Source organism: Aquimarina rhabdastrellae (assembly GCA_947387485.1).
In the GTDB taxonomy this organism is placed as follows: domain Bacteria; phylum Bacteroidota; class Bacteroidia; order Flavobacteriales; family Flavobacteriaceae; genus Aquimarina.
This window is the reverse complement of record CANDNT010000006.1, coordinates 1-18588: the sequence shown is the minus strand read 5'-3', so window position 1 is coordinate 18588 and position 18588 is coordinate 1. Positions and strand designations below refer to the sequence as shown.

Here is an 18588-nt window from a genome sequence, read left to right as displayed (position 1 = left end):
AGTGTTTTTTGATTGATTTATTCTTGGGTTTTATAATGGTATTGATTTTCTGATAGAATATTTCCTTGGGCATCTTTTACCATGATTAATCGTTGGTAGGCATCATATTCATAATACGTCGTATAGCCTCTTGGATCGGTCTCGCTAGTAATCCCCACAGACATTGCATAGGTATATGAACTGATTTGTGAGTCTGCAAAATAGGGATTCGATCTTAGGGCTTGGGCTTGGGCTCTTAGCTGTGTCTCTTGTGCTATATTTGATGGGCTTGTTGATGTTTCTTGCATTGTACTAAGCAAGTCTACTACTGCTGCAGGCATGCCTTGATAACTGGCATTACTGATGCGCAATAGTGGATATCGCCCTCCATATCCCCATACGATGATGGAATGACTCCCGTCTGCTTGCTTAACTTCTATAGGGTTTCCATAGGTATCATAGTCTAAATAATGTATACGGTCTTCTAGCGGATAGGTTCCTTTTGCAGTCTGTACTTTTGATGGATATAGTTCTTGGTTTTCAAATGCATTATATCGTGTTGCTCTTGTTGCTATCTTTTGTCCGTTGCGATAGCCTTCTTGTACTAGGACTGTTGTTAATCGATTTTGGGCTACTAAGCTTGCTGCGCTTGCTTCTGTTGCTGCTTTATCTTTTGCATAATACTGCTGGGTGGTTTGTGATTGTCCATCTATCCCTATTGTGGTAGTACTTCGTAATAGATAGTCTACCTCTGGGGCATATTGCATCTGGGTAGTACGCTCGTAGGTTACTTCTGCTAAGGTCTCTGTATTTTTGATCGCTATGGGATTTCCGATGCTTCCTAATAAGGAGGTACGTACTAAGCTTAATGGGGCTTTGGCTATATCCAAACATGTAGCATCTGGTGCATCACATACCGATGGCGGGGTTGGGAATAAATCTGAACCTGGTGCTGTTACTGGAGAACTTCCTCCTAATCCTGTATTGAGCCATACTGGGTTTACATATTCATAACTGTATTGTCCTGTTGGGGTTTTGTTAATCAGTACGTATTTGGCTTGTTGATTTTCTTCTAAGGTTACGGCATATCCTTGCTTGGCATAGTAGATATAGTTCTCATATTGGGTCGTTGTTGTGGCTAATTGTGCTCCTGTTGCACTGTGTACACTATTAAATCGCTCTTTCCCCGCTTTTGCATCTGGGGTAAAACTATTAAAAAATGGTCGTCTATCTTGTGATACTATACCATCTGCTACGGTATTAAAATGATGTATACTATAACCATTTGATGCTACTGTATTTCCTGTTGCTGGATGGGCTAACACTTGTACTTCGCCATATACTATATGGGGTTGATTACTGGATGCTCCTGATAATCGATGTAAGGTGGTCTCTATACTTATATCTTGGGTAGTACTTGCTGTTTTTTGTACTTCTGTGGTATAAATCAGCTCTGGATTAAATAGTAATTGCGCTTTTCCATAACCGTATTCTTTTTTCATCGCTATGGCTCCTGTAGTGGTATAATCGGTTATTTCTTGTATTCGTAATCCTGCTTTATCTTCTACTGCTCCTGCTACAGGTACGTCTTCTTCTCTAAAAATACGTAGGTTTAATTGTGTACTAGGTTGTGAACTCACTAGGTTTACTTGATAAAACCCTGGGGCTAATTCCATAGTCGTCACGCCTTGTGATCCATTATTTCTCCATAAAAAATTAAAGTTTTCTGTTCCTGTTAACGGATCTATAATTTCATCATAAGCAATGGTCTGTACGGATATAGGATTGTCAATACTTCCCACATGTTTAAACATAAAGGCTTCACTAGCTCCTGCGCCTTGTCCTTCTTTTTTATAATTAAAGGTATATACTCCTGTCTCTTTGATCTCGAATAATCGTTGACTTATTACGGGTGGCTTTTGAAATTTATCTTGACAATAGGCTCCACAAACTCCTGTATTGGCACTATCGGTTCCTCCTGTGATACTATTTGCATAATAAGTCACTTCTTTGCGTTCTGTGCTTCCTGTTGCTCGTATTTTGTGATTCTCATAGTTAAATATCGTATAGCCTTTGGTTGGATAACTTAGCTTAGTCAGCATTCCCTTTTTTGCATAGGTTACATCTACAGTTCTATCTGCTCCTGTATATCGATGTCCTTGATATAGATACGACGGGTATAGCACTGTATTTCCTTTTCCGTTATAATAGCCCATATAATCTCTGGATAAGGAGTTTTTTGGAGGTACTTCTGATGGTGATTCATAGCTAAAACTATATACCTGATCTTGTTCATTACTTGTTATTGCTCCTTGTGAATTCCCTGCTGCAATTCGTACTTCGTCCAATTTTAAACGAAGTTCTTCATGGGTATAGTCTATGGGTTCTGCTGCTTCGGGTATTCCAAAATAACTATAGTTAAAATGGATGGTTTTTAATGGGCTTGGTTCTTGATTCGTGTCGGCTACTTCTTGATAAATCGTACTGCTGGCTAATCGACTAGGGGTACTAAGTGGTAGGTCTAATCGTGTTGCTAGTTGATTTTGAATCAAGGTACTTCCGTTATAACGTACGCTGCTTAAAAATTGTTGATTGATTCGTGTTAGAGAACTCGCACTATTTCTGGTGTTACTCTCAAATACACCATTTCCTGGACTACTGGGTAATGTATTGGTCGCATGACTTACTGGTGCACTTAGTACAGGTTGTGTCCAATATCCTGTTGAACTATAAGTAAATTCATATAGGTCTTTTCCTGTTGGGGATATCATCTTGGTCAATAACCATGAGGATACATATTCTTGAAATACTGCTCCATTACTGGCTGAATCACTCCCTTCTACATAGGTGTATTCTGGGGCTTCAAAATGGTATTGTGTCCCGTTTTCGCTTGTAATGATCCATTTGCTAATATGTCCTGAACGTTCATAGCTTACCTTGGTTCTTGGATTTTTTAAACTCTTGGCGGCTAAACTTTCTAGGTCTATAATTAATAACTCATTTAACCCTGGTGCACTTACACTGTAAAAATCTTGTGCTATGTCTATATCATTCTTATTTACCTCTTCTAAAAACTGAAAATAGGCTAAGGCTGCTTCTTGACTTTCAAATATTCGATTTTCTTCGCCATAGCTTAATACTTGTTCGCGGACTGTGCTATTAAACATCGTACGGTAGCCTCCTTGTAGGTTTTCATCTGATAATCCATTGACTATGCGGGAAACGCTACCACCTACACTGAGATTCCAACTCAATCCTACCCAAGTAGCTTGTTGATCTACTTTTATTCCTTGGGCATCATAATTCAATATCATCGGTAAGCTTAACTCTTTCCCTTGATGGGTATATAAGGGTACACTTATCTCTGGTGTCCCCGTGTATAAACTCACTGGAGTGTTGCCATATTTGATAAATTGGGAAGCTTCTGGGGATACTGCTCCGCTGGCTAGTTGATTTACTTCGCTTTGATAGTCTATCGCTATATCTACTGCGCCACTATCTTGCGATTGGACATAACTCCTCCCTATGATACACACTAATAGTGTGCACCACAGCTTGCTGTAGTGTTTCATACTCGTTCGTTTTTTGAATTTTTGATTATTTTTTTTAACTCTACAAATTTACGGGTAAACTGTAATATGGACAAATTAATTTAAAGCATAAAAAAATCCCGCTAAAAAGCGGGATTTTTTTATATCTAAAAGTAGTAACTAGTTATTGAACATTTTGATTAGCGTCACCTGTTCTGGTTGTGTAATTAATCTTCAACGCGTTTACTTCTCTTAATTCTTTTTTAATATCTCCTACAAGTCCCATGTTTGTATCACCATCAACTTTTAAAGCAGTAGTTAAGAAAGGAATTAATTCTTCTCTCTTAGATTCTCTTTCTGCTAAAATGAATGCTTTAACATCTGCAACTTCAGCAAACTTATCGTTTAACTGAATTCTAGCTTGTGTTCCTGCACTTGATTGGTATCTAGAACTAGGTTTACCTGCATAGATATACATTACCAAATCTTTTTTGTCTAATTTTTCTATCTGATCTGCAAATGGTAATTTGTTTTCAATCATCAATGTATTTTGACGCATTACCGTTGCTACCATGAAGAAGAATAATAACATAAATACGATATCTGGTAACGAAGCTGTAGAAATTGCTGGTAATTCACCACCTTTTTTCTTTTTAAACTTTGACATATCCTTATCTTTTTATGTTATACAATTATTTCTTTGGTTCTGCTTCAGATAATTTTTCCGGGAATAAAGATTGGATTCTCTTTATTTGCTCCTTCAATTTATCTTTATCACCTACGTAATTTACATCTTTAAGATCTTTTTCCATTTGAACAAAAGTCTTGTTGTATAAACGTAGAGCTTCTCTATTACGTAACTCAGTATATGCAGCTACTAATTCATTTTGAACTGCGATATACGTAGCATAATTTGTTTCACGGTTATTACGTAAAGATATTACCGCTTTGTCTGGATTATCTGATGAAGTCGGATCTTTAGCTCCTTGACAATAAGAACAAGCTTCGTCTCCTTGTCCTCCACCATTATCTAAAAACTTGATAGCAGCTTCACGTAAATCTTTAATTTCCATCGGAGTTTCTTCAACCAATAAATCGTTGTTTTTGTTTACCTCTACAACAAAAATATTTTTTTGCTTTAAGATTGGAGGCTCAACATTTTCTTCTGGAATTGGAGGAAGTTTACGACTAATACCGCTGTCTGTTTCTATAGTAGTTGTTACTAAGAAAAATATAAGTAATAGGAATGCGATATCGGCCATAGATCCCGCATTTACTTCTGGTGCTGCTCTCTTTGCCATATTATTTACCTATTAATTTTTTAACTCCTGATAAAACCATTAATCCAACTGCGATAGCAGATAGGAAATAGAATACATATAAACCTGCACCTACCCATCTAGAATCACCAGCTGATAATACTTCACCATCTTTAAGAGGAGTTTCTACTCCAGTAGCTAAACCGTATCCAACTCCTACTATAACAAGGAAAGATACAATCCCTATAGCAGTCTTTTTAAGTCCTGCAGGATTTTTAGCTAAAGCAGAGAATACTGTGATAACTGTAGCAATTAGAGCAACAACAAATACTCCTACTGTAAGGCTATAAAGTGGACTTACAGCGTCAGCAGCATCTCCAAATGGAAGTTCTCTTGGATCAGATGCTCCATTAGCTTCCATAAGCTTATCCATTGCACTATTCATTACAAACCATAAGATGATTCCTAAGGCTCCTACTGCTAGTACAACATATGATAATATTTTTGAAATTTTCATCTGTTTTATTTGAATTTAACGTTTAGACTTCTACAATTTCTTGTAGCAATCATGGATTTACAATAACACTATTACTTATAGTCTATAAGATCAGCATCGTGTAATAATGCTATAGACCTTGTTTAAACAAGTAAATTATTATTTCTTGTTTTTGTATGCTACAAGCATATCGATTAATGAGATAGAAGCATCTTCCATATCATTTACGATACTATCGATTTTTGCTACGATATAGTTATAGAAAATCTGTAAGATAATCGCTACGATAAGTCCAAATACTGTAGTAAGAAGTGCTACTTTAATACCTCCTGCTACTAATGAAGGTTGCATGTCTCCTGCTGCTTCAATCTTATCAAAGGCTTGAATCATCCCGATTACAGTTCCCATGAACCCAAGCATCGGAGCTAATGCGATAAATAAAGATACCCAAGAAACGTTCTTTTCTAATTGTCCCATTTGAACACCTCCATAAGCTACTACTGCTTTTTCTGCAGCGTCTACACTCTCGTCTGCTCTATCTAAACCTTGATAGTAAATAGATGCAACAGGTCCCTTTGTATTTCTACAAACTTCTTTAGCTGCCTCGATTCCTCCGCTACTTAGCGCATCTTCTACATTTTGTTGTAATTTCTTTGTGTTTGTAGTAGAAAGGTTTAAAAAGATAATTCTTTCGATTGCGATCGCTAGACCTAAGATTAAACATAAAAGTACAATCCCCATGAATCCAGGACCTCCTTCAATAAAACGCTTCTTTAATTCTTGGTGGAAAGTTAACGTTTCTGCTGGCTGATCTGCATCTTGCAACATTGTTGTCGTTAATGGAGCTACTAATAATTGCACATTTGTCGTTAATGACTGTGTTTGTGCTGTGGCAGTCTGCATATTACCGAAAGCTATTACTACTGCGATTGCCAGAATTGAAAATAATCTTTTCATTGCGCTGATTCTTAATTTTAATTAGTTAAAGGGTTAAAGATATAAAAATATTATAAAATCTATTAAAATTTTGACAATAATGCAGAGAGGAAGGGATTCGAACCCTCGATACGCTTTTGACGTATACACACTTTCCAGGCGTGCGCCTTCGACCACTCGGCCACCTCTCTAATTCGTTTATTTGGTCAAAACTGTCGAGCAAATAACAAAAAAAAAATTATCTGATAAAATTTAATGCGTTAATTTTCGGACATTTCGCCACGCAAAGATGTTTCATAGATGGTTTTTAACACTTTAGCAGATATTTTTTCTCCTAGCAAATACATCAGTTTTGCCAATGCTGCCTCTGTTGTTATGTCTTTTCCTGAAATCACCCCTATTTTTTTCAACTTTGTACTTGTATCGTATTTCCCCATTTCAACACTTCCTCCAGCACATTGCGTGACATTTATTACTGGAATATTTCGCTCTTTTAATTCTTTTAAAATTAAAATAAACCATTCTTGTGTAGTTGTATTTCCTGCTCCATAGGTTTCTAAAATAACTCCTTTTAACATTGATGAGGACACCATTGCTTTTAAAATAGATTGGTTTATCCCCGGAAACATCTTTATAATAACGATGTTATTGTCAAAATAGGTGTGATACACCATTTTTTTTCGCCTATTAACAGGTCTTAATGCTTGCCTATTTATTTTTAAATGTACCCCAGAAGTTATTAGAGGAGGATAATTAAGTGATTGAAAGGCTTCAAAGTGTTCTGCATTAATTTTTGTTGTACGATTTGCTCTTAATAATTTATATTCAAAATACAGCCCCACTTCTGTTATAACTGGTTTTCCTTTTTCTTGTAAGGCAGCGATTTGTACTGCTGTGATTAAGTTTTCTTTTGCATCCGTTCTTAAATCTCCTATTGGTAATTGAGATCCTGTAAAAATAATGGGCTTAGTTAAGTTTTCGAACATAAAACTTAGAGCTGATGCGGTATAAGACATGGTATCGCTACCATGTAATACGACAAACCCATCATACTTATCATACTTTTCGTATATGATATCACCTATCTCCTTCCATTTATTCACATCCATATCTGATGAATCTATAGGTTTCTCAAAGCTAATCGTATCTATATTACATGCTAATTGCTTTAACTCTGGTATACGTTGTAAAAGTTCCTTAAAATCAAATGGTATTAACGCTCCAGTTTCATGGTCTTTAACCATTCCTATAGTTCCGCCAGTATATATGAGTAAAATTTCAGGTTTCATCACTGTTTGTTTTCTTTGTTAATAACAGGGTTTGCATACATTAGCAAAAAGTTCTCTAAGGCAATATCATTTGTTTTATCAACTCTTCTAGTTATTCTTCGCTCAAATTGTCTTTTTTGTTTTTCGTCATAAAAAGCAGCATATTTATTTGTTTCAAAAATCAAATCGTATGCAATGTAATTTGAAGGCCATAACTTAAATTCTTGATGTATAAAATGATCTATTTGTTTGGCTATAATATCTAATTGCTCATTGATAGAACTGTCTAATCCTACATTATTTATGTCTAATCGCAATACTTCTCCGGCTGCCATATGAATTCGCCCCTTATTACCTGTAGCTCCGTGTAAAATAGTATTAAAATCCTCATTAGCTGTCTTAATGTATTCTTCTTCATAAGCTTTGGCTAATAATTCTGGCATCTTTAATCTATCTGTAGGGTCAAATTCATACGAAATGGATATTGGCACTATTTTAAGATTGTATAAATACGCTAATAAATCTTGCTCTTTAGGCTTGGCCATAGCAAGCATTTTTAAGATCCCTTGCTGTGTCCTATCGTCTCCATCTTTTGTTCTCCCCTCTCTTTGTGCTATCCAAACAGATCTATTGTCTTTGAGTATAGATTCTTGTATAAAACTAGATAATATCTGGCTATCCTGAAGTAATTGTCTTGGACTAGCACTCCTTTTGACTAAAAAATTACGATTTAACCTGGATAAGCGCATCATAAAAGGTTTTTGTACCAAGTTATCTCCAATAGCAGAAGTAGTCGTAATCATTTTTTTATCAATCAAAATACAATTGAGCAATGAGGTATCTAAAATAATATCTCTATGATTCGATATAAACAAATAAGATTCATCTTTCTCTAAAGCATCAAATCCCGATGTTGTAATTCCATCTGAACTACGCTGAATAATTTGCGCTACAGCATGATATAAAATATTCGCTTGAAAATCATATATACTTTTACAAGCCAATACTTTATTTTTAATTTCTTCAAGTGATAGTTCTGGAAAAGCAAACCTTACCAATGCTTTTATCATTGGATGTTGCATACTAATCTCTAAAGCTTCCTTTACCTCACTATCGTGATATGGTCTTATCGAATCAAATACAGACACTTTTCTTTCTATTTAAATACTCAAATTATTGATCAACTTATATTCCAAATACTTCTTTTGAATTCTGTGTGGTTATCTCGGCCAACTCTGCTTCACTCTTTCCGTAGATATCTACCATTTTCTCTAACACATTAATTAAATAAGCACTTTCATTTCGTTTTCCTCTATATGGTGTAGGAGATAAATATGGTGCATCTGTTTCTAAGACAATATGTTTAATATCTATCTGGTCTAAAAACTTATCTATTTTTCCGTTTTTGAAAGTTACTACTCCTCCTATCCCTAATTTCATTCCATAACTAATCGCTTTTTGCGCTTGTTCAAGGGTACCCGTAAAGCAGTGAAAAATACCGAATAATTCTTCTCCTTTTTCTAGTTCTAATACCTCAAAAACTTCGTCAAAAGCTTCTCTACAATGGATAACTATAGGTAGCTTATATTGCTTTGCTAATTGAATTTGTTTCCTAAAAGCTATCTTTTGTTCTTCTATAAAAGTTTTATCCCAATAAAGGTCCATCCCTATTTCTCCTACTGCAAAGAATTTTTTATCTGATTCTTTTTGCATACGCTTTGCTAATTCTTCTTCTACATGCGCTAATTCTTCTTCATAATTTTCCTTAACATGCGTTGGATGTAATCCCATCATTAAGAATACTTCTTCTGGATATTCTTTTTCTATTGCATACATCGCATGAGTATAGGTAGAATCAATTGCCGGAACAAAAAAACGCTTTACTCCTGCTGCTATAGCTCTTGTCATCATTTCTTTTTGATCTTCTTCAAAAGCTTCACTATAAATATGTGTATGGGTATCAGTTAAAATCATGCTGCAAAAGTATGAAAATACACTTCAGAAACACAACTTCTCTCCTTCTATAATTTTAGCATGTTTTTCTATTGTTTTTTGTATTATTTTTACACTTTAAACTAACCCCTAATTAAGTATATGAGCACCCTACGTAAATTCCTTTTAGCAAAAAAATATACTCGTATAAAATTGGCATTGACCAAGACTAATCATTTTGAAGTCAAAGCAACTTTAAATGGTATAAAAGGTAATTTTATTTTGGATACTGGAGCATCAAATTCTTGTGTCGGTTTTGAGGCTGTAGAAAAGTTTGATTTATTTGCCCAAGATAGTGACGTAAAAGCTGCAGGTGCAGGTGCTACAAATATGACTACTCAAGTTTCTAAAAAAAATACTTTAAAAATAGGGAAATGGAAAAAGAAAAAGGTTTCTCTAGTTCTTTTTGACATGCAACACGTTAACCAGGCTTTGCTTAATCATAATGCCGAACCTGTTGATGGAATTATCGGCGCTGATATTCTAAAAAAAGGAAAAGCTGTTATCGATTACGAACGAAAATGTCTATATCTAAAATGATATAAGTTAACACATTAGGTATTAATCTATAAAAAAAGCCACAACGGAAATTCATTTCCATTGCGGCTTTTTTATGAACTTATTTCTATAGTTTTCCAAAATCACGGGTTTTTACCTATAGGATTGATTATTCTCACTTGTTATTTTTGATTAAATACCGTAACACCTCAACAAAAAAAGCGTAATAAATAAAAAAACAACACTTTACAAATATTTTTTTCTTTATTTTTAAAGAAAGAGTAACTAAACATTTCGTATCCTATGAATCGTAGAAATTTCCTAAGCTCATCTGCCCTAGCTTTTGGAGCGTTAACTATTATTCCTTCATCCATTATTGCAGGAGAGGCTTCTAACACATCTTTGCATCATTTTGGAAAAGGTTTTCAATCAATTCAATCATTTACATCGACAATTTCAATCGATTCAGTATCTGATATTTTTAAAGAATCTTTCCATGAGTTATCGACAATTTTAAAAACTCAAGGTTATGGTTTCAATACCTCTTCCTTGATAAAGTTTAATCAAAAGTGTTATGCATTACCTATTGTAAAGAAATCTTTATTAAATGTATCTACAAAAGAATTAGCATTTTTAATCAAGAATCAAAATTCATACAATACCTATATACTAGATCACCAATCAACTATAGCTTTTGATCAATTTATTGAAAGCTTTTATATTTCATTAAGATCTCACAATATAAACTTCATTGACCTATTAGAAGTTATAGCCCCATACAAGGTAACTTCATACAAAAAAGGGAAACACACACTCTTTGCTTTTCGAAATAAAAACGGTGATCATATAACTATTCATAATACATCTAAAGGTACTAAAACAACTATCTCTTAATTATGAAAATCATACTCATTGGTAATTTTCCGTTATGTCAAGCCATTTATAACGCTATAGAAAGAAGTGGAAACTTGCATGCTGTTTGTTTTGAAAACAATAAAGCTCAAGATTTTTTTATCACTCACATTAAACAGCAAGGATATGACACTTTTGCTATATCTAAAGAAAATATTTCAACCTCATTTAAAGATTGGCTAGTTTGTCAAGAAGTTGATCTAGTTATTGTTTGTGGTTTATCTATAAAAGTCCCTGAAGCTGTTTTAGCTATTCCAAAGCACGGTTTTCTTAATGTTCATTTTGGATTACTACCACAAAATGCAGGTCCTGATCCTGTTTTTTGGAGTTTAAAAAATGGAGAACAACAAACCGCTATCACTATACATAAAATGAATACAGAATGGGATAAGGGACCTCTTTTGGTACAAAAAACTGTACCGATTATCATTGGAGAAACCTATGGAATACTCAACTCTAAACTTATTCATTTATCTGCCGAAGTATGGACAGAAGCTTTTTCTAAACTACATAATAACGCTAATTATATTGAACAAAATATTACTCATAATACCTATAATAGCACTCCAAAAACAATAGATCTCACCATAAACTGGGAAACACAAACTAGTGAACAAATAGAATATTTGGTCAACGCTGCTAATCCAAAATATGATGGTGCAACTACTTATTATCAAGGGAGTGAATTCAGAATTTTAGAAGTTTCTCCTGTAGATAGTCAAACACCATTATTTGGTAAAACTCCTGGAGAAATTATCCATGCTCATCCGCATGAAGGGCTCTATGTATGCTGTAAATACGGACAATTAATTCGTATCAACGTATTGAAATCTGATGCAGGAATACTTTCTGGAGCTAAATATGTAAATCTTGGCCTACAACAAGGACAACGATTTACTTCTGTCATAAAACAAGAAACAACATCAAATATTACATAACAACTTAAAATCAAACAATTATGGAAGGAATGATCGGAGAAGTACGCTTATTTGCGGGTAATTTTGCACCTAGAACATGGGCTTTTTGTGAAGGGCAACTATTAGCTATCTCTTCAAATACTGCGCTATTTTCTATTTTAGGAACTATTTATGGTGGAGACGGAAGAACATCATTTGCGCTACCTGATTTAAGAGGACGCGTACCTATAGGACCTGGTACTGGCCCTGGTTTATCGACCTATAGAGAAGGACAAAGAGGAGGTGTAGAAACTGTTACTTTAAACAGTCTTCAAATTCCTTCACATACGCATGCTCATACCTTTAATGTTAATTCTGGTAACGCTACTATCAGTACTCCTGTACCAGGTTCTACAATTGCTACACCAGGTGTAGGTTCTGGTAGATCTTTCTCTCCTGGATTAGGATTTAATGCTTCTAGTCCTGATACAACGCTAAATAATAACTCTATAGTTATTGGAAACACTGGAGGATCTCAAGCACATGAAAACAGACAACCATGGTTATCTTTATATTATATCATTTGCTTACAAGGAATTTTCCCTTCAAGAAATTAATTTAAATACTTCATGGACTATTTGTAGATAGTTCATGAAGTATTAATTATCTATATATGGAACAGTCATTGTCATATCTTAAATCGTTAACTCAAAATATTTTTGATGCTTCAAATCAACCTACGATCTTAAATGCTTCAAATTTATTATATCAGTTTTATCAAGAGTTTGATACCTTTCCAGATAAGCAAAAAGACATACATTTATTGCATGGTATCGCCTTATCTCAAGAACATGCTGGAGATTGTATAAAAGATGCAAAAAGAACTATTCATTTTATTAATGGCGTTTTTGAGGTTATAACCCAAAGTATACAAAAGTTCCCCAATACACCTATACGTATTTTATATGCAGGTTGTGGGCCCTACGCCCCTTTAATATTACCACTATTAGCTTTTTTTGAATCTAGCCAACTAGCTATTACACTTATAGACATCAATCAAAGTTCTATTAAAACGCTAACTGGTATTATCGATCAATTAGATTGTCAAGATTATATTGAAGATATCTTAGTTACAGATGCTATTACTTATCAACCAAAAAATGATTATCAGTTTCATATCATTTTGACAGAAACTATGTTTCATGCATTAACTGAAGAACCTCAAGTAGCAATCACTCAAAACCTTAGTCAATTTCTTATTCCTGATGGTTTTTTTATTCCTGAAAGAATCACTTTGTCTTTAGGATATTCCTTATTTGGGAAAGAACCTTATTTAAATCAATATAACAACACTTATATAGTAAAAAATGAAGCCAACAAGAATCGGGTGCCACTACAACCATTATTCTCTATAGATCGAGATATTAATAGTACTCAACCTTTTTCTTTTGAAAGCAACTGGATAACAATTACAAAAGATTTTCAAGAAGCTCCAGATGTATGTATTTATACTTTTATAAAAGTATCTCCGTCTTATCATCTAGCATATGAAGATTCTTTAATCACTAATCCATTTTGCATTACTTCTTTATATACAATACAGAATCAACCTTTTAAAATCAAATACCAAACAACAAACGTTCCTTCTTGGAACATTATCTCTTATAAATCAAAACAAAATCTATCATAACCATGAAACAATTATACTTAAAGCTTTTATATGGTCTTGTCTTTCTCTTAGGAAGCACAAGTGGTATTTTAGCGCAAACAACAGAAACTTTTGAAGACGAAAGTCTTAATTCAACAACATTTACAGATAATAGTCAAACTTTTACCATTACAAGTAGCACAGGAGAAACCTATGATGTTTTTGAAGTTGCAGGTGCGGGATGGAATGGAACTACTGCAGATGACAAATTTATTGAAAATACAGCTAGTCCAATTCCACCAGGAGATGGTAGTAGCTTCACAATTGCTGCCAATGGTGGTACTGATTTTCTAGTCTTAGATTTGTATTTATTCTGTGCGACAGCTAGTCTTTCTAGCCACACTGGTAATCTTACTATCACTGGGCGAAAAGATGGTTCACAGGTATTTTCTTTTACCAAAACTTCTGGTTTCAATAATCCAACTAACTTAGGAGTTAATAACGGATTTACTTTTATTGACTTTGCTACAGAAGGTGCTTCAGATTTTACAGATGACCCTATCGATGAATTGGTTTTCACTTCTACCAATAACCTGGATTATATGGCATTAGATGCTTTTAGATGGAATACTATAGCAGGAGATACTAATCCACCTAATGTACAAAGTATTACTGTTAATGGTTCACCAAATACTACTGATGAACAAGTGGATTTTATAGTTACTTTTAATGAAGTTGCTTCTAATGTAACTACAGATGATTTCTCTATAGATGCTACAGGATCTGCTACAGGTACTATTAATACAATATCAGGATCTGGTACAAGTTATACTATTAATGTCAATAATCTTTCTGGCGAAGGGACAATTAGTATTGACCTCAATGCTTCTACAGATATCCAAGATGCATTAGGGAATAATGGCCCGCCCGCATTCACTTCTGGTGATCATCATACAGTTTCTGCTTGTTTCTTAGAATCTTTTGAAGGTACTGCTGTTAATGCAACTACTTTTGGTAGTAATGGACTTCCTTTTACCGCTACAAACGGATTACGTATCGTTGAACTAATTGATGCTGGGGCTAGTGATTCTGATCGCTATTTGGACAATAATAATGGTGGTGCTGGTACTTATGCTATTCAGTCAACTGGAGGTGAATTATTTACTATGAGCACTCTAGATCTTTATCTCTCTTCTATAACTGGTGGTACTACTCCTACTAACGATGGTACATTAACCATTAACGGAAAAGTAGCTGGTTCAACAGTTTATACTATTATCAAAAATTCAGGTTTCCCTACAACTCTTAATAATGGTGATAATGGTTTCTTTAATATTAATTTTGCTACAGATGGATCTTCAGATTATACTACTACAAATGTAGACGAAGTTGAACTTGTGATTGGTGCTGCGTTTACCTATTTGGCTATTGATCATTTTGAATTTTGCGAAGAAGGTACAGCAGATACTTTTCCTCCAGAAGTACAGAGTATTACAGTAGCTGGTTCGCCAACATCAACAGCAACTTCAGTTGATTTTACAGTGACGTTTAACGAAAATGTAAGTAATGTTACTACTGACGATTTTTCTTTGGATACTAGCGGTACAACTGGAAACATTTCGGGAATTACTGGAAACAATAATATTTATACAGTTACTGTAGATAATATCACTGGTCAAGGAACCATTAGCATTGACCTCAATGCTTCTACAGATATCGAAGATGCATTGGGTAATAGTGGTCCTCCAGTATTCACAACAGGTGAGGATCATACCGTTTCGCCTTGTGCTGTAGAAACTTTTGAATCTTTTACCCCTGGAGATACTTCTTTTAGTAGTAACGGATTTATGTTTAATCTAACTAATGGATTAGATGTTTTCAATATTAATGGTGCGGGTGCAAATGGTTCTGATATCTTTTTGGATAACGAAGGAAATGGGACTGGTGCTTATGCTATAGAAACTTCAGATAATTCAACATTTACAGTAAATACGCTATCATTATACGTTTCTTCGATTGCAGCCGGAAGTAATCCTACAGATGATGGAACAGTAACGATTAGAGGTAAGGTTAATGGTACTACTGTTTATACTATAGATTTAAACAATACAAACACTACTTTTCCTACTGCGGTCGCTCAAGGAAATAACGGTTTTTTAGATTTGGATTTCTCATCCATTAATGGTTCAGACCACAGTAATACTTCAATTGATGAAATCGAATTTGAAATTTTTGCTGATTTTACATATGTAGCAGTTGATAATTTTGAATTTTGTGTTGATGAAACTCCTCCTATAGTACAATCCATAGCTTTACAAGGGACTCCCGCTGAAAATGCTACTACAGTAACTTATACTGTTACTTTTGATGAGATTGCAAATAATATTACTACAGATGATTTTGAATTAACAACAACTGGTACTGCTTCTGCTTCAATCGCCTCGGTTTCTGCTAGTTCAGGTACATCAGTTAATGTTACTATAAATACTATCACTGGCGATGGTTCTTTAAGACTAGATCTATTAGCTAATACTGATATAACTGATAGTACTGGAAATGGAAATGGTACAAATGGTCATGTTACAGCGTTTACCACAGGTGAAGTACATAATCTAGACCTTGAAGTTCCAACAGCTACCATCGTTATCGATGACACCGCTATCATTTCTGGGGAAACACCTACGGTAACCATTACCTTCTCTGAAGCTGTTTCTGGTTTTGATAATAGTGACCTTTCTATTGACAATGGAACGCTTTCTAATGTTTCTTCTAGTGATGGAAATATAACTTTTACCGCTACTTTTACGCCTACTACTAACGTTGACGATGCTAGCAATCTAATCACTTTGACTAACTCGGGAGTAACTGATGCTGCAGGTAATGCTGGAACGGGTACTACTGACTCTAATAATTATGCTATAGATACTACTATCCCAACAGCTACTATCGTTATTGATGATACAGCTATTATCTCTGGAGAAACGCCTACGGTAACTATTACCTTCTCTGAAGCTGTTTCTGGTTTTGATAATAGTGATCTTTCTATTGATAATGGAACGCTTTCTAATGTTGCTTCTAGTGATGGGAATGTAACTTTTACTGCCACTTTTACGCCGACTACTAATGTTGATGATTCAAGTAACTTAATTACTTTAACTAACTCTGGAGTAACTGATGTTGCAGGTAATGCTGGAACGGGTACTACTGACTCTAATAATTATGCTATAGATACTACTATCCCAACAGCTACTATCGTTATTGATGATACAGCTATTATCTCTGGAGAAACGCCTACGGTAACTATTACCTTCTCTGAAGCTGTTTCTGGTTTTGATAATAGTGATCTTTCTATTGATAATGGAACGCTTTCTAATGTTGCTTCTAGTGATGGGAATGTAACTTTTACTGCCACTTTTACGCCGACTACTAATGTTGATGATTCAAGTAACTTAATTACTTTAACTAACTCTGGAGTAACTGATGTTGCAGGTAATGCTGGAACGGGTACTACTGACTCTAATAATTATGCTATAGATACTACTATCCCAACAGCTACTATCGTTATTGATGATACTTCTATTATTTCTGGGGAAACGCCTACGGTAACTATTACCTTCTCTGAAGCTGTTTTTGGTTTTGACAATAGTGATCTTTCTATCGATAATGGAACGCTTTCTAATGTCATTTCTAGTGATGGAAATATAACTTTTACTGCTACTTTTACACCTACTACTAATGTTGACGATGCTAGTAACTTAATTACTTTAACCAACTCTGGAGTAACTGATACTGCTGGTAATACTGGAACGGGTACTACTGATTCTAATAACTATGCAATAGATACTACTATACCAACAGCTACTATTGTTATTGATGATACTTCTATCATTTCTGGAGAAACACCTACCGTAACTATTACTTTCTCTGAAGCTGTTTCTGGTTTTGATAATAGTGATCTTTCTATTGATAATGGAACACTTTCTAATGTTGCTTCTAGTGATGGAAATATAACTTTTACCGCTACTTTTACGCCTAATGCTAATGTTGATGATGCTAGTAATCTAATTACTTTGACCAATTCTGGAGTAACTGATGTTGCTGGTAATCCTGGAACGGGCACTACTGATTCTAATAATTATGCAATAGATAACATTATACCAACAGCTACTATTGTTATTGATGACACCACTATCATTTCTGGAGAAACACCTACTGTAACTATTACTTTCTCTGAAGCTGTTTCTGGTTTTGATAATAGTGATCTTTCTATTGATAATGGAACGCTTTCTAATGTTGCCTCTAGTGACGGAAACATAACCTTTACCGCTACTTTTACGCCTAGTACTAACGTTGACGATGCTAGTAATTTAATTACTTTAACCAATTCTGGAGTAACTGATGTTGCTGGTAATACTGGAACGGGTACTACTGATTCTAATAACTATGCACTTGAAACTATAGTTCCTACTGTAACTATTACTTCGACAGAGTCTTCGCCTACAGGAGAAAACCCTATCCCGGTTACTATTACTTTTTCTGAAAACATATCAGGATTTGTAATGGGTGATATTACTGTGACTAACGGAAGTGTAACTAACTTTAATGAAACTACAGCTGGTTTAATTTATGATATTGAAATTACACCAGGTACTAACGGTTTAATCACTATTAATATAGCAGCAAATGTTGCTAGTGATACTAGTGGTAATCCTAATGATGCAGCCACAGAGTTTACTATAACATATGACAGTACTTTAAGTACTAATGATTTTACCATTAATAATGATTCTTTTTATATCTATCCTAATCCATCGCAAGGAATTATCTCCTTTTCGTATGGTAGCGATATAGAAATTCACACGGTAAAATTATTCAATATTCAAGGTAGATCAGTTTTTTCTAAAAATATGAATACTAATACATCTAAAACAATTGATATTACTAATTTATCTAAAGGTGTATATTTTGCTAGATTCTTTTCGAACAAAGGAATTTTAACTCAACGAATTATTAAAAACTAGTTTATCTAAAACTTACATATAAAAAAACCGAGAATGATTCATTCTCGGTTTTTTTTATGTTCAAAATTAGCATTCTACCCGTGGTGCATTTAGGCAATATTAATTTTAAGATTGTTGATATTTCTTTGAAATAGAAACTTATTGATGTATTGA

At 34.4% G+C, this 18588-nt stretch carries 14 protein-coding genes and 1 tRNA gene; 6 read left to right on the top strand and 9 right to left on the bottom strand.

Features of this window, described 5'->3' with window-relative positions:
• Window positions 1-17 precede the first annotated feature (17 nt).
• From ACYEKI_RS11000 to ACYEKI_RS10960, 9 genes are all read right to left on the bottom strand, one after another.
• Window positions 18-3551, bottom strand: coding sequence for an RHS repeat domain-containing protein (locus ACYEKI_RS11000; protein ID WP_459211243.1), 3534 nt, complete (start codon window positions 3549-3551; stop codon window positions 18-20).
• A gap of 142 nt (window positions 3552-3693) precedes the next feature.
• A complete protein-coding gene (locus ACYEKI_RS10995) occupies window positions 3694-4176 on the bottom strand; it encodes an ExbD/TolR family protein (protein WP_459211242.1) in 483 nt (160 codons plus the stop codon).
• Between the two features lie 25 nt (window positions 4177-4201).
• Window positions 4202-4810 carry an ExbD/TolR family protein gene (locus ACYEKI_RS10990; protein ID WP_459211241.1) on the bottom strand — a complete coding sequence of 203 codons (609 nt, stop codon included), beginning with the start codon at window positions 4808-4810 and terminating at the stop codon, window positions 4202-4204.
• A gap of 1 nt (window position 4811) precedes the next feature.
• Window positions 4812-5285 carry a hypothetical protein gene (locus ACYEKI_RS10985; protein ID WP_459211240.1) on the bottom strand — a complete coding sequence of 158 codons (474 nt, stop codon included), beginning with the start codon at window positions 5283-5285 and terminating at the stop codon, window positions 4812-4814.
• 138 nt (window positions 5286-5423) lie between these two features.
• On the bottom strand, window positions 5424-6221 hold the full coding sequence (locus ACYEKI_RS10980; protein WP_459211239.1) for a MotA/TolQ/ExbB proton channel family protein: 798 nt from the start codon (window positions 6219-6221) through the stop codon (window positions 5424-5426).
• A gap of 82 nt (window positions 6222-6303) precedes the next feature.
• Window positions 6304-6391, bottom strand: a tRNA-Ser gene (locus tag ACYEKI_RS10975).
• A gap of 69 nt (window positions 6392-6460) precedes the next feature.
• Window positions 6461-7489: an asparaginase gene (locus ACYEKI_RS10970; RefSeq protein ID WP_459211238.1), complete on the bottom strand. Its 1029-nt coding sequence runs from the start codon at window positions 7487-7489 to the stop codon at window positions 6461-6463.
• Window positions 7489-8616 (bottom strand): 1-acyl-sn-glycerol-3-phosphate acyltransferase, encoded by a 1128-nt coding sequence (locus tag ACYEKI_RS10965; RefSeq protein WP_459211237.1) that lies wholly within the window; start codon window positions 8614-8616, stop codon window positions 7489-7491. The genes ACYEKI_RS10970 and ACYEKI_RS10965 overlap by 1 nt, the downstream gene beginning before the upstream one ends.
• A 37-nt stretch (window positions 8617-8653) precedes the next feature.
• Window positions 8654-9442, bottom strand: coding sequence for a TatD family hydrolase (locus tag ACYEKI_RS10960; RefSeq protein WP_459211236.1), 789 nt, complete (start codon window positions 9440-9442; stop codon window positions 8654-8656).
• A 120-nt stretch (window positions 9443-9562) separates the two neighbouring features.
• Here ACYEKI_RS10960 and ACYEKI_RS10955 point away from each other — a divergent pair, with 120 nt between their 5' ends.
• From ACYEKI_RS10955 to ACYEKI_RS10930, 6 genes are all read left to right on the top strand, one after another.
• Window positions 9563-10000: an aspartyl protease family protein gene (locus tag ACYEKI_RS10955; RefSeq protein ID WP_459211235.1), complete on the top strand. Its 438-nt coding sequence runs from the start codon at window positions 9563-9565 to the stop codon at window positions 9998-10000.
• A 261-nt stretch (window positions 10001-10261) separates the two neighbouring features.
• Window positions 10262-10852 carry a hypothetical protein gene (locus tag ACYEKI_RS10950; RefSeq protein WP_459211234.1) on the top strand — a complete coding sequence of 197 codons (591 nt, stop codon included), beginning with the start codon at window positions 10262-10264 and terminating at the stop codon, window positions 10850-10852.
• Between the two features lie 2 nt (window positions 10853-10854).
• A complete protein-coding gene (locus ACYEKI_RS10945) occupies window positions 10855-11808 on the top strand; it encodes a methionyl-tRNA formyltransferase (protein ID WP_459211233.1) in 954 nt (317 codons plus the stop codon).
• A gap of 20 nt (window positions 11809-11828) precedes the next feature.
• Window positions 11829-12383, top strand: a complete 555-nt coding sequence (locus tag ACYEKI_RS10940; RefSeq protein ID WP_459211232.1) for a phage tail protein — start codon at window positions 11829-11831, stop codon at window positions 12381-12383.
• Between the two features lie 56 nt (window positions 12384-12439).
• Complete coding sequence (locus tag ACYEKI_RS10935) at window positions 12440-13456, top strand: SAM-dependent methyltransferase (RefSeq protein ID WP_459211231.1); 1017 nt, start codon at window positions 12440-12442, stop codon at window positions 13454-13456.
• 2 nt (window positions 13457-13458) lie between these two features.
• A complete protein-coding gene (locus tag ACYEKI_RS10930) occupies window positions 13459-18435 on the top strand; it encodes a beta strand repeat-containing protein (protein ID WP_459211230.1) in 4977 nt (1658 codons plus the stop codon).
• Window positions 18436-18588 lie beyond the last annotated feature (153 nt).

Bases quoted from the DNA above. Each gene is read 5' to 3' on its own strand.
- ACYEKI_RS11000 (WP_459211243.1), bottom strand. From the start codon at position 3,551: ATGAAACACTACAGCAAGCTGTGGTGCACACTATTAGTGTGTATCATA.
- ACYEKI_RS10995 (WP_459211242.1), bottom strand. From the start codon at position 4,176: ATGTCAAAGTTTAAAAAGAAAAAAGGTGGTGAATTACCAGCAATTTCT.
- ACYEKI_RS10990 (WP_459211241.1), bottom strand. From the start codon at position 4,810: ATGGCAAAGAGAGCAGCACCAGAAGTAAATGCGGGATCTATGGCCGAT.
- ACYEKI_RS10985 (WP_459211240.1), bottom strand. From the start codon at position 5,285: ATGAAAATTTCAAAAATATTATCATATGTTGTACTAGCAGTAGGAGCC.
- ACYEKI_RS10980 (WP_459211239.1), bottom strand. From the start codon at position 6,221: ATGAAAAGATTATTTTCAATTCTGGCAATCGCAGTAGTAATAGCTTTC.
- ACYEKI_RS10970 (WP_459211238.1), bottom strand. From the start codon at position 7,489: ATGAAACCTGAAATTTTACTCATATATACTGGCGGAACTATAGGAATG.
- ACYEKI_RS10960 (WP_459211236.1), bottom strand. From the start codon at position 9,442: ATGATTTTAACTGATACCCATACACATATTTATAGTGAAGCTTTTGAA.
- ACYEKI_RS10955 (WP_459211235.1), top strand. From the start codon at position 9,563: ATGAGCACCCTACGTAAATTCCTTTTAGCAAAAAAATATACTCGTATA.
- ACYEKI_RS10950 (WP_459211234.1), top strand. From the start codon at position 10,262: ATGAATCGTAGAAATTTCCTAAGCTCATCTGCCCTAGCTTTTGGAGCG.
- ACYEKI_RS10945 (WP_459211233.1), top strand. From the start codon at position 10,855: ATGAAAATCATACTCATTGGTAATTTTCCGTTATGTCAAGCCATTTAT.
- ACYEKI_RS10940 (WP_459211232.1), top strand. From the start codon at position 11,829: ATGGAAGGAATGATCGGAGAAGTACGCTTATTTGCGGGTAATTTTGCA.
- ACYEKI_RS10935 (WP_459211231.1), top strand. From the start codon at position 12,440: ATGGAACAGTCATTGTCATATCTTAAATCGTTAACTCAAAATATTTTT.
- ACYEKI_RS10930 (WP_459211230.1), top strand. From the start codon at position 13,459: ATGAAACAATTATACTTAAAGCTTTTATATGGTCTTGTCTTTCTCTTA.